Origin of the sequence: Streptomyces sp. NPDC059255, from assembly GCF_042752355.1 — a bacterium.
In the GTDB taxonomy this organism is placed as follows: Bacteria; Actinomycetota; Actinomycetes; order Streptomycetales; family Streptomycetaceae; genus Streptomyces.
Window position 1 is genome coordinate 172,789 of sequence record NZ_JBHYZP010000006.1, and the last position, 11,733, is coordinate 184,521.

An 11,733-nucleotide genomic window follows, 5' to 3' on the forward strand; every position below is an offset into this window, starting at 1 on the left:
TCGAGTGCGCTCCCGTAGACTGACGCGTCGGCTCTGGTGTACCCGTGTGTCTTCATGCGATCGCCAGAATCGATCAAGGTAGCCGATTCGAAGGGCGAAGCGTGGCCAAGAAGCAAGGTGCCATCGAGATCGAGGGCACCGTGATCGAGTCCCTCCCGAACGCCATGTTCAAGGTGGAGCTGCAGAACGGTCACAAGGTCCTCGCGCACATCAGCGGAAAGATGCGGATGCACTACATCCGTATCCTCCCCGATGACCGGGTCGTGGTGGAGCTGTCTCCGTACGACCTGACGCGTGGCCGGATCGTCTACCGATACAAGTAGATCTTGCGGACGTCCCCTCACCGGGGCGTGTGCACTGACCCGGAGAACCTCAATCCCATGAAGGTCAAGCCGAGCGTCAAGAAGATCTGCGACAAGTGCAAGGTGATCCGCCGTCACGGCCGGGTCATGGTCATCTGCGACAACCTGCGCCACAAGCAGCGCCAGGGCTGACGCAAGACTCCGCACCTCGCAGTACTTCGCGCGACGCGAGCAAACGTAATGACGCAGTGTCCGGCTCCCCCGCGAGGGGACCGACACCTCCGGCGGAGGCCGGAGACCCGGACCGTACGGACCTCGTACGGCGGCCGGGACAGACGCTGCGGTAGACCTCCGACATCATCAGGAGCCATGAATGGCACGCCTCGCAGGCGTTGACCTCCCGCGCGACAAGCGCGTCGAGGTCGCCCTCACCTACGTCTTCGGTATCGGGCGCACCCGGTCCAAGGAGACCCTCGCCGCCGTCGGCGTCGACGCGAACGTCCGCGTCCGCGACCTTGCCGAGGAAGACCTCGTCAAGATCCGCGAGTACGTCGACGCCAACCTCAAGACCGAGGGTGACCTCCGTCGCGAGATCGCCGCCGACATCCGCCGCAAGGTCGAGATCGGCTGCTACCAGGGTCTGCGTCACCGCCGCGGCCTGCCGGTGCACGGTCAGCGCACCAGCACGAACGCTCGTACCCGCAAGGGGCCGCGTCGCGCCATCGCCGGTAAGAAGAAGCCGGGCAAGAAGTAGTCCTCAGCCGACGCTCATCAGCGGTCTTCGCTGTAGGACCGACCACCTCCCTGTAGGAGAGATAGATGCCCCCCAAGGGTCGTCAGGGCGCTGCCAAGAAGGTGCGCCGCAAGGAAAAGAAGAACGTCGCTCACGGGCACGCCCACATCAAGAGCACGTTCAACAACACGATCGTCTCGATCACGGACCCCTCGGGCAACGTGATCTCCTGGGCCTCCGCCGGCCACGTCGGCTTCAAGGGCTCGCGCAAGTCCACCCCCTTCGCCGCGCAGATGGCCGCCGAGTCGGCCGCCCGCCGCGCGCAGGAGCACGGCATGCGCAAGGTCGACGTCTTCGTCAAGGGTCCCGGCTCCGGCCGTGAGACCGCGATCCGCTCGCTCCAGGCCACCGGCCTGGAGGTGGGCTCGATCCAGGACGTCACCCCCACCCCGCACAACGGCTGCCGCCCCCCCAAGCGGAGGCGCGTCTGACCTCAGGTGCGTCACGCACCTGTGGTGGATACGGGAACTGGGCGGTACGGCGCTTTCGCGTCGTGCCGCCCGTACCCTTGTCAGTATTGACGGACGTCAAATAGCGGGCGTCCCCAACTGAAGGATCGCACCATGCTGATTGCTCAGCGCCCCTCGTTGACCGAAGAGGTCGTCGACGAATACCGCTCCCGGTTCGTGATCGAGCCGCTGGAGCCGGGCTTCGGCTACACCCTCGGCAACTCGCTCCGCCGTACGCTCCTCTCCTCGATCCCCGGTGCCGCCGTCACCAGCATCCGGATCGACGGGGTCCTGCACGAGTTCACCACCGTGCCGGGCGTCAAGGAGGACGTCACCGACCTCATCCTCAACATCAAGCAGCTCGTCGTCTCCTCGGAGCACGACGAGCCGGTCGTGATGTACCTGCGCAAGCAGGGTCCCGGCCTGGTCACGGCCGCCGACATCGCCCCGCCGGCCGGTGTCGAGGTCCACAACCCGGACCTCGTCCTGGCCACGCTGAACGGCAAGGGCAAGCTGGAGATGGAGCTGACCGTCGAGCGCGGTCGCGGCTACGTCTCCGCCGTCCAGAACAAGCAGGTCGGCCAGGAGATCGGCCGTATCCCGGTCGACTCCATCTACTCGCCGGTGCTCAAGGTCACGTACAAGGTCGAGGCGACCCGTGTCGAGCAGCGCACCGACTTCGACAAGCTGATCGTCGACGTCGAGACCAAGCAGGCCATGCGGCCGCGCGACGCCATGGCGTCCGCCGGTAAGACGCTGGTCGAGCTGTTCGGCCTGGCGCGCGAGCTGAACATCGACGCCGAGGGCATCGACATGGGCCCGTCGCCGACGGACGCCGCGCTCGCCGCCGATCTCGCCCTGCCGATCGAGGAGCTGGAGCTCACCGTTCGGTCGTACAACTGCCTCAAGCGTGAGGGCATCCACTCCGTGGGTGAGCTCGTGGCGCGCTCCGAGGCTGACCTGCTCGACATCCGCAACTTCGGTGCCAAGTCGATCGACGAGGTCAAGGCGAAGCTGGCCGGCATGGGCCTCGCGCTCAAGGACAGCCCGCCCGGATTCGACCCGACCGCCGCCGCGGACGCCTTCGGCGCCGATGACGACGCGGACGCGGGCTTCGTGGAGACCGAGCAGTACTGATTTCGCTTCCGCGGGGCGACCGCCTCGCGGGAACTGACACCGGTACCTGATACGGCCGGTGCAGACACAAGGAGAAACACCATGCCGCAGCCCACCAAGGGTGCCCGTCTGGGCGGCAGCGCCGCGCACGAGAAGCTGCTCCTCGCGAACCTCGCGAAGTCGCTCTTCGAGCACGGCCGCATCACCACGACCGAGGCCAAGGCCCGCCGCCTGCGTCCGGTCGCGGAGCGCTTCATCACCAAGGCGAAGAAGGGCGACATCCACAACCGTCGCCTGGTGCTGCAGTCGATCACGGACAAGAGCGTCGTCCACACGCTCTTCACCGAGATCGCGCCGCGGTACGAGAACCGCCCCGGTGGTTACACCCGCATCACCAAGATCGGCAACCGTCGTGGCGACAACGCCCCGATGGCGGTCATCGAGCTGGTCGAGGCGCTGACCGTGGCGCAGGAGGCCACCGGTGAGGCCGAGGCCGCGACGAAGCGCGCGGTCAAGGAAGACGCCCTCAAGAAGGACGAGGCTCCGGCCGAGACCGTCGAGGACGCCAAGCCCGACGCCGAGGCCAAGGACGCCTGAGTCCCGCTGTCGGCTGTACGGACGGGTCCGCTCCCCCAGGGGGGGCGGACCCGTTCCGTTTGGAGCGGATCGGGTGGAGAGGAACGGACAGAGGTGCAGGAGAGCGAGAACCCCAAGGGCGTGGCGGACCCCGAGAACCCCGAGGGCCCGGCGGCCGGTCACGTACGGGTGCGGCTGGACCTGTCGTACGACGGCAAGGACTTCTCCGGCTGGGCCAGGCAGCGCACCCGGCGCACCGTCCAGGGCGAGATCGAGGACGCGCTCCGTACGGTGACGCGCTCCTCGCGGACGTACGACCTGACCGTGGCCGGGCGCACCGACGCGGGCGTGCACGCGCGCGGGCAGGTCGCCCATGTGGATCTTCCGCTGGACGTCTGGGCGGAGCACAAGGAGCGGCTGCTGCGGCGGCTCGCGGGGCGGCTCCCGCACGACGTACGGGTCTGGCGGGTCGCGGAGGCGCCGGCCGGCTTCAACGCGCGCTTCTCGGCGGTCTGGCGGCGGTACGCGTACCGCGTCACCGACCACCCCGGGGGCGTCGACCCGCTGCTGCGCGGCCATGTGCTGTGGCACGACTGGCCGCTGGACGTGGCGGCGATGAACGCGGCATCGGCCGGGCTCCTCGGCGAGCACGACTTCGCCGCGTACTGCAAGCGGCGCGAGGGCGCGACGACGATCCGCACGCTCCAGCGGCTGGAGTGGGTGCGGGACGCGAGCGGTGTCGTCACCGCGACCGTGCGGGCCGACGCCTTCTGCCACAACATGGTGCGCTCGCTGGTCGGCGCGCTGCTCTTCGTGGGCGACGGCCACCGGCCCGTGGAGTGGCCGGCGAAGGTTCTGGCGGCGGGCGTACGGGACTCGGCGGTGCATGTCGTACGGCCGCACGGGCTGACGCTGGAGGAGGTCGGCTACCCGGCCGACGAGCTGCTGGCCGCCCGCAACCGCGCGGCCCGCAACAAGCGGACGCTGGGCGGGGCCGCGGGCGGCGGCTGCGCGGGCTGTTGACGCCTGACGCGCACGGAAGACCCTACGCGCGGTGGGTCGCGCCGCGTAGCCGGTGCGTCACCCGGTGCAGCAGTATGCGGGTTCTGGGGGTGGCGGGCCGGGGTGTGGTCACGCGGAAGGACAGCTCCTGGCCGGGCGTGGTCCGGTACGGGGTGATCCCGTCGGCCGCCGGCAGCTCCTCGGGCAGGCCGGGGCCCCGGTGCGCGCCGAGCCGGGCCGTCTTCGTCCAGCCGAGCGCGGTGAGGCGTACGGAGGCGTCCCAGACGCCGTCGCGCAGGCCGGCCGCGGCGAGGGGCGCCGCTCCTGTGATGCTCAGCCCGCGGCCCCCGGTGTAGGCGACGGTGGACTCGGTGGGCAGCCGGTGTTCCTTGCCGGTCTCGCGGTCGCGCAGGACGAGGACGGCCGATGCCCGGTCGGGGTGCGCGCTCCTGGTGAGCGGTTCGCGGGCGAAGCGGTCGCGCAGGGGCCGGGCGAGCCCTGCCGGGGCCAGCGACCGCCGCGCCTCCGCGTCCGGCAGTGTGACGTCCAACGGGCCCTCGGCCGCGTGCAGATGCGCGGTGAAGGTGATCCGGAGCACCCCGTCGTCCTGGCGGGTCACCCGGTCCAGGCGGGCACGGCAGCCGATCGAGGTCTCCCAGCGCGCCAGCGTCGCCAGCTCGGCCAGGAGGCCGTCGGCGATCAGACCGGCCGCGACCCGGCGCTCGACGGGCAGCCCCGCGACGGCGGTGGGGGAGACGCCGTCCCTGACGACCTCCCGGATCGCGTCGAACAGCTCGCTCCGGGCCGAGTCGTCGAGGGCCGGCAGCGCGGTCCCGGTCAGCGGGCCCAGCAGCTCCAGGCGCAGCCAGCGCCGGTGCAGCCGGTCGCGGGCCGCGCCCGGCCCGGTGCGGGCGTCGGCCCTGGCCATGACCGCGCGCAGCGCCGGGTAGAACGTGCCGGGCGGGACGGCGGGGCCCTCCGGGGCCGGGCCGTAGCGGCAGCAGACATAGCCGCCGAGGACCGCGGTGCGGCCCGCGAGGAGGGTCGCCTCGGCGGTGAAGGCCTGCTCGGCCAGGGTCTCCCGGCCGCCGGTGCCCGCCTCCGGAGCCGCCGCCCCGAAGCGCAGCCCGTGCTCGGCCAGGAACGCCCGGTCGAAGAGCTTGTCCGCGCCGAGGCTGTCGGCCAGCGGGTCCTTGGCGAGGGTCGCCCGGGGCCGGTCCCGGGCGAAGAGCGCGTGCGGGACGGGTCTGCCCCGGCCCGCGGGCTTTCCGGCGACGATGTCGGCGTCGTGCTCGACGCCGTACGCGTACATCCGCTCCAGCGCCTCGGTGCCCAGCTCGGTGCCGGGCTCCAGGAAGAGGACGTACGCGCCCCTCGCGCCGGCGAGCCCGGAGTCGCGCTCCTCGGCCCTGATCACCTCGAACGCGTCGGGCGGGAGGGTCTGGGCGGCCAGGGAGTCGAGGGTGGCGCGTACGGCGTCCTCGGCGGCGCCCGCCGTCCGTACGACGACGCTCACCTTGACGCCGGCCGGGGGCGGGTCCGTACGCCGTACGGTCAGGGGACGGCCCCCGGCGTCGAGCACGGTCGCGTAGCGGTCGAATCCGGCGCCGCTGAGCCGTACCCGTACCTCCCACGCGCCGTCGTCCAGCGGACGGCCGCCCGCGGCGCGCAGCGGGTCCACGGCGAAGGTGCCGTGGACGACGGGGCGGACCAGGACCGTACCGTCCTCCCCGGGTGTCTCCCGTGGCTCCTCCAGGGCGAGTGAGGTCTCGCGCTCCACCGGCCACACGTGGGCGCTCTCCGTGTGCCGCAGCAGCACGTCCGCCTTGAACGTCCCCAGCGCGTCGGTCACGTCGACGGGTTCCGCCAGCACCCCGTCGGTCAGGGACGGGGCGAGGAAATACCGCTCGCCGCGCCGGGCCAGCAACAGCCCCGGGCCGCCCGGGTGTTCCTCGAAGCGGGCGGTGAAGGACGCCTTGATGCGGCCGCGGTTCCAGCGGGTGGGCCCGGCGTCGCAGTGGGCACGCAGGGTGCTCTGGCGCCGGGTGAACTCCGCGAGTTCCGCAGGTCTGTTGGCGCGCAGCAGCGTCGAGCGGACGCGGTGCAGGACCGGCAGCCCGTCGTGCACGCCGTCGGTCATGAACTCCTCGGCCAGCTCCCGTACGGCGTCGAACGGGTCGTCCCGGAACGGCGGGTCGTTCGGCAGGCCCTCGGGCTCCACCCCGAGCCGGTGCAGCATCTCGACCCGGTAGAAGCGGCGCAGCAGCCGGTCGCGGGCGGGGCCCGGCTCCGTACCCGCGACGACGGTGGCGAGGATCTGGCGCAGGTTGCGGTAGAAGCCGCGCGGGTCGATGGCCGCGGTACCGGCGTTCTCGGCGTCGTCGCGGGCCCAGTACGTGTAGCAGACGTAGTCGCCGAGGACGGAGACGACGGACGCCTTGAGGTAGGCGCGGGCCATGAAGAGCTGGTCCTCCAGGATCCAGGGCCCTTCGGGGTGCACGATGCCGTGTTCGCGCAGGAACGCGGTGCGGAACATCTTGTGCGGGGTGAGGCTGTCGATGAGCGGCGCGTTCCACACGGTGCAGGACTCGCGCGTACGGCTCATCAGGGCGTACGGGACTCCCCTGGCGCGGAAGTTGCTGGCGACCTTGCCGATGAGGATGTCGGAGCCGTTGCGCTCGGCCATCGCGTACAGCCGCTCCAGCGCCTCGGGCGCCAGCCGGTCGTCGTGGTCGGCGAACTGCACGTACGCGCCGTTCGCGCGTGCCACGCCGACGTTGCGGGGGCGGCCGGGCCAGCCCGAGTTGGGGAGGGAGACGGTGCGGAAGTGGGGGTGCTCGGCCGCGAGGGCGGCGAGGCGCGCCGGGGTCCCGTCCGTCGAGCCGTCGTCGACGAAGAGGACCTCGAACGCGTCGCGCGGCATGGTCTGCCGGAGCAGCGAGTCGACGAGCGGCTCGATGTGGGGTCCCGAGTTGTACGTCGGCACCACCACCGTGATCTTGACGGCCGTCACCGGCCCACCCCCGTGGTCATCCTGTGCAGTTTTCGTGAAACATACCCAGGTGAACGCGGGAGGGGCTACTGAGTTACGGGCTCCGTGGCCGCCGCCGAGGCCTGGGCCTGGCCCCGGCCGAGGATCTGACGGAAGGTGAACTCGGCGACGTCGTCACCGATCGCGTAGACGTCCTCGTCGGTCTTGGCGACGTTCTTGCCGCTGGTGAAGCCGCCGACGGTGAAGTAGACGTACCGGCCGTACGAGTTGGTGGTCTTGCGGCAGATAGAGGGCGCCCGGCAGAAGGTGTCGACCCCGGAGCCGGAGAGCGAGGCGACGCCGCCCTGCGCCTGGTCCTTGGCCTTCAGCGCCTGGGCCTCCCGCTCGAAGACGGCGACGCCGACCGTGACGGCGACACCATCCTTGTGGTACGTGGCGCGGATGACCTGGTCGCAGCTGTTCGACGCGAGTACGGAGCCCAGGGCGCCCTGCGTCGCGGCGGCACAGTTGGTGGTGACGGTCGTGGCGGCCTTGAGGTAGACGCGGTCGCCCATGGTCAGCTTCTTGCCGGGGAACAGGGTGTCCTCGCTGAGCGGGGCCTTGTCCTTGTCGGCGCTGGATATGAAGTCCTTCGGGTCCGCGGGCGGCAGTGGCGCGGCCGACGGGAAGGACGGGACGGGATCGGCGTTCTGGTTCGGCGCATCGTTGCCGGGGGTGGGGAGTTGACCCGAGGCGTTCTCCGTACCACTGGCGCCGTTGCCGCTGCCGCCGTTCATCGAGACGACGGCCGTCGCGACGATCGCGGCGACGGCGCCGGTGGCGAGCACCCCGCCGCCGACCAGCAGCCAGCGCTTGCGTCGGCCGCGGGCGGCGGACGCGTCGGCCAGCGCCGCCCAGTCGGGTGTCTGTGTGCCGTAGGAGTCGCGCTCCGGGGGCTCGTACGGGTCCTGGTATCCGTACCCGCCCCGCGCCTGCTGTGATCCGTACGGATCCTGGTCCGGTGAACCGGGGCCGCCCCACGAAGGGCCCTGCCCCCCCTGCCCATGCCCAAAGCTCATGCCGCGCAGTTTAAGCCCCGCGGGGCGTCGCGCGCGCGTGCGTGCTGCCCCGGGGGCGGGGCCGGGAAACGGAACCGGTGCCCGGACCTGCGGCGGAAATGCTTCGGGACCGGGCCCAATTGGTTCGGGCTCCGGCCCGCACGGTCAGGGTCCGGACCCACATGGCCGGGGCCCCGGACCCAATTGGTTTGGGCTCCGGGCCCACCTGCGCCGACAATGCGGGGCATGGGACATCTAGAGGCCGCGCACCTGGAGTACTACCTCCCCGACGGGCGGGTGCTGCTCGCCGACGCGTCGTTCCGCGTCGCGGAAGGCGGTGTCGTCGCCCTCGTGGGGGCCAACGGCGCGGGGAAGACCACGCTGTTGCGGATGATCGCGGGAGAGCTGCAGCCGCACGGCGGCACGGTGACCGTGAGCGGCGGCCTCGGGGTCATGTCGCAGTTCGTGGGGTCCGTACGGGACGACGGCACGGGGCGCGACGAGCGTACGGTGCGTGACCTGCTGGTCTCGGTCGCGCAGCCCCGGATCAGGGAGGCCGCCGAGGCCGTCGACCGGGCCGAGCACGCGATCATGACCGTCGACGACGAGGCCGCGCAGATGACGTACGCGCAGGCGCTGAGCGACTGGGCGGAGGCACGCGGCTACGAGGCGGAGACGCTCTGGGACATGTGCACGACGGCGGCGCTCGGCATCCCGTACGACAAGGCCCAGTTCCGCGCGCTGCGCACGCTCAGCGGCGGCGAGCAGAAGCGGCTGGTGCTGGAGGCGCTGCTGCGCGGCCCCGACGAGGTGCTCCTGCTCGACGAGCCGGACAACTATCTGGACGTCCCGGGCAAGCGCTGGCTGGAGGAGAAGCTGAAGGAGACCCGCAAGACGGTCCTCTTCATCTCCCACGACCGCGAGCTGCTGGCCACGGCGGCCGAGAAGATCGTCAGCGTGGAGCCGGGTCCCGGCGGCTCCGACGTGTGGGTGCACGGCGCCGGGTTCGACACGTACCACCAGGCGCGGCGGGAGCGCTTCGCGCGGTTCGAGGAGCTGAAGCGGCGCTGGGAGGAGAAGCACGCGCAGCTCAAGCGGCTGGTGATCAATCTGCGGCAGGCGGCCTCGGTCAGCCACGAGATGGCGTCCCGGTACGCGGCGGCGCAGACCCGGCTGCGGAAGTTCGAGGAGGCGGGGCCGCCGCCCGAGCCGCCGCGCGAGCAGGAGATCACGATGCGGCTGCGCGGCGGCCGTACCGGCGTGCGGGCCGTGACCTGCACGGACCTGGAGCTGACCGGCCTGATGAAGCCGTTCTCGCTGGAGATCTTCTACGGCGAGCGGGTGGCCGTACTCGGCTCGAACGGCTCCGGGAAGTCGCACTTCCTGCGGCTGCTGGCCGGCGAGGACGTCCGGCACGGCGGGGAGTGGAAGCTCGGCGCGCGGGTCGTGCCCGGGCACTTCGCGCAGACGCACGCGCACCCGGAGCTGCTGGGGCGGGCGCTCGTCGACATCCTGTGGACCGAGCACGCGAAGGACCGGGGCGGCGCCATGAGCGTGCTGCGCCGGTACGAGCTGGAGCGCCAGGGCGACCAGCCCTTCGACAAGCTCTCCGGCGGCCAGCAGGCGCGCTTCCAGATCCTGCTCCTGGAGCTGGCGGGGACGACGGCGCTGCTGCTGGACGAGCCGACGGACAACCTGGACCTGGAGTCGGCGGAGGCGCTCCAGGAGGGGCTGGAGGCGTACGAGGGGACGGTGCTGGCGGTGACGCACGACCGCTGGTTCGCTCGTTCGTTCGACCGGTATCTGGTCTTCGGCTCGGACGGGGTCGTACGGGAGACGCCGGAGCCGGTGTGGGACGAGCGCCGGGTGGTGCGGGCGCGGTAGGCGGGGTGGTCCGGGCGGGGTGGCAGAGTGGTTCCGGGCGCGGGTGGCCGTCGGGCGGGGTTCGCGGGCCCGTGGGCCCCGTTTTGACCCGTACGGGGCGGCGGCGGTATTCTGCTGGTTCGTTATGCGTATTGGCTTGGTCGTTCTCACGCGAGGGGCCCTTACGCCGGTTCACCGGGCCGATGGACAGCGGCAGGTGCACGGGTTGCGTCCCCGTCGCACCGCCAGGGCTGTCGTGATCGTCCGGGTGGCCTTGTCAGGACCCGTCCCACAACCCTTCGCGGGCTGCGGGAACCTCATCACTGAAGAAGCGAAGGCATACGACCGTGCGTACGTACAGCCCCAAGCCCGGCGATGTGACGCGCCAGTGGCACATCATCGACGCGCAGGACATCGTCCTGGGCCGTCTGGCGACCACCGCCGCCAACCTTCTGCGCGGCAAGCACAAGCCGATCTACGCGCCGCACGTTGACACCGGTGACTTCGTCATCATCATCAACGCGGACAAGGTGCACCTGTCCGGCAACAAGAAGACCCAGAAGATGGCGTACCGCCACTCGGGCTACCCGGGTGGTCTGCGTTCCGTCCGCTACGACGAGCTGATGGCGAAGAGCCCCGAGAAGGCCGTCGAGAAGGCCATCAAGGGCATGATCCCCAAGAACTCCCTGGGCCGTCAGATGATCTCGAAGCTGAAGGTCTACTCGGGCGACCAGCACCCGCACGCTGCCCAGCAGCCGGTGCCGTTCGAGATCACCCAGGTCGCGCAGTAGTTCCGGCCACCCCCTAAGACGAAAAGAAATCTGAGGAGCATCGTGGCCGAGACCACTGCAGAGACCCCCGTCGAAGGCGCCGAGGTCGAAGAGACCTTCGACGCCGTGACGACCTTCGAGTCGGAGGTGCCCCTGGAGGGCGAGTACACCTCCGAGTCGCTCGCGGGCCGCTTCGGCGACCCCCAGCCGGCGGCCGGCCTGGGCCGTCGCAAGAACGCCATCGCCCGCGTCCGGATCGTCCCGGGCACCGGCAAGTGGAAGATCAACGGTCGCACCCTTGAGGAGTACTTCCCCAACAAGGTGCACCAGCAGGCTGTCAACGAGCCCTTCAAGGTGCTTGAGCTCGACAACCGCTACGACGTCATCGCCCGCATCTCGGGTGGCGGCGTCTCCGGCCAGGCCGGCGCGCTGCGCCTCGGCGTGGCCCGCTCGCTGAACGAGGCGGACGTGGACAACAACCGCGCCGCGCTGAAGAAGGCCGGCTTCCTGAGCCGCGACGACCGTGCGGTCGAGCGCAAGAAGGCCGGTCTCAAGAAGGCCCGCAAGGCGCCGCAGTACAGCAAGCGCTAAATCGCGCTCGGCCTGTTCAGGCTGTTCACAGCCTTTCGGCCTACCGAACGCCCCGGCGGCACTCCGTGCCGCCGGGGCGTTCGTTTATCGCGAGCCTCGGGCGTATAACAGCATGCAGGGTGCATGAAGCGTGCATCCGATGCTCAATGGCTTTACGCGCGTGTGCAGAGTTTCGCGTTTTCGGATCATTTTCGGATCGCTTGCGTTTTCGGAGCGCTTTCGTTCGGGGTGGCACTGGCGCC

General features: G+C 70.8%; 12 protein-coding genes. 10 read left to right on the forward strand and 2 right to left on the reverse strand.

Features of this window, described 5'->3' with window-relative positions:
* The first annotated feature begins 101 nt into the window (after window positions 1-101).
* From infA to truA, 7 genes are all read left to right on the forward strand, one after another.
* On the forward strand, window positions 102-323 hold the full coding sequence (infA, locus tag ACFXKG_RS11170) for a translation initiation factor IF-1 (protein WP_003956442.1): 222 nt from the start codon (window positions 102-104) through the stop codon (window positions 321-323).
* Window positions 324-380: 57 nt separating this feature from the next.
* Window positions 381-494, forward strand: a complete 114-nt coding sequence (rpmJ, locus tag ACFXKG_RS11175; protein ID WP_003956441.1) for a 50S ribosomal protein L36 — start codon at window positions 381-383, stop codon at window positions 492-494.
* A 181-nt stretch (window positions 495-675) separates the two neighbouring features.
* The gene (gene rpsM, locus ACFXKG_RS11180; RefSeq protein ID WP_114659649.1) at window positions 676-1,056 is read left to right on the forward strand and encodes a 30S ribosomal protein S13; all 381 of its coding nucleotides are present in this window, start codon (window positions 676-678) and stop codon (window positions 1,054-1,056) included.
* Between the two features lie 65 nt (window positions 1,057-1,121).
* Window positions 1,122-1,526, forward strand: a complete 405-nt coding sequence (gene rpsK / locus ACFXKG_RS11185; RefSeq protein WP_003956432.1) for a 30S ribosomal protein S11 — start codon at window positions 1,122-1,124, stop codon at window positions 1,524-1,526.
* Window positions 1,527-1,658: 132 nt separating this feature from the next.
* Window positions 1,659-2,681: a DNA-directed RNA polymerase subunit alpha gene (locus ACFXKG_RS11190; protein ID WP_003956430.1), complete on the forward strand. Its 1,023-nt coding sequence runs from the start codon at window positions 1,659-1,661 to the stop codon at window positions 2,679-2,681.
* Window positions 2,682-2,762: 81 nt separating this feature from the next.
* Complete coding sequence (rplQ, locus tag ACFXKG_RS11195; RefSeq protein ID WP_365807077.1) at window positions 2,763-3,257, forward strand: 50S ribosomal protein L17; 495 nt, start codon at window positions 2,763-2,765, stop codon at window positions 3,255-3,257.
* A 120-nt stretch (window positions 3,258-3,377) separates the two neighbouring features.
* A complete protein-coding gene (gene truA, locus ACFXKG_RS11200; RefSeq protein ID WP_384835933.1) occupies window positions 3,378-4,259 on the forward strand; it encodes a tRNA pseudouridine(38-40) synthase TruA in 882 nt (293 codons plus the stop codon).
* A 22-nt stretch (window positions 4,260-4,281) separates the two neighbouring features.
* Here the strand turns inward: truA and ACFXKG_RS11205 are convergent, their stop codons facing one another.
* On the reverse strand, window positions 4,282-7,251 hold the full coding sequence (locus tag ACFXKG_RS11205; RefSeq protein WP_384835667.1) for a glycosyltransferase: 2,970 nt from the start codon (window positions 7,249-7,251) through the stop codon (window positions 4,282-4,284).
* Between the two features lie 65 nt (window positions 7,252-7,316).
* Window positions 7,317-8,288 (reverse strand): hypothetical protein, encoded by a 972-nt coding sequence (locus ACFXKG_RS11210; RefSeq protein ID WP_384835670.1) that lies wholly within the window; start codon window positions 8,286-8,288, stop codon window positions 7,317-7,319.
* 216 nt (window positions 8,289-8,504) lie between these two features.
* Between ACFXKG_RS11210 and ACFXKG_RS11215 the strand changes: the two genes are divergently transcribed.
* From ACFXKG_RS11215 to rpsI, 3 genes are all read left to right on the forward strand, one after another.
* The gene (locus ACFXKG_RS11215) at window positions 8,505-10,151 is read left to right on the forward strand and encodes an ABC-F family ATP-binding cassette domain-containing protein (protein ID WP_384835673.1); all 1,647 of its coding nucleotides are present in this window, start codon (window positions 8,505-8,507) and stop codon (window positions 10,149-10,151) included.
* A 326-nt stretch (window positions 10,152-10,477) separates the two neighbouring features.
* Window positions 10,478-10,921 carry a 50S ribosomal protein L13 gene (rplM, locus tag ACFXKG_RS11220; protein WP_384835677.1) on the forward strand — a complete coding sequence of 148 codons (444 nt, stop codon included), beginning with the start codon at window positions 10,478-10,480 and terminating at the stop codon, window positions 10,919-10,921.
* A gap of 42 nt (window positions 10,922-10,963) precedes the next feature.
* Window positions 10,964-11,491: a 30S ribosomal protein S9 gene (gene rpsI / locus ACFXKG_RS11225; RefSeq protein ID WP_384835681.1), complete on the forward strand. Its 528-nt coding sequence runs from the start codon at window positions 10,964-10,966 to the stop codon at window positions 11,489-11,491.
* Window positions 11,492-11,733: the final 242 nt, after the last annotated feature.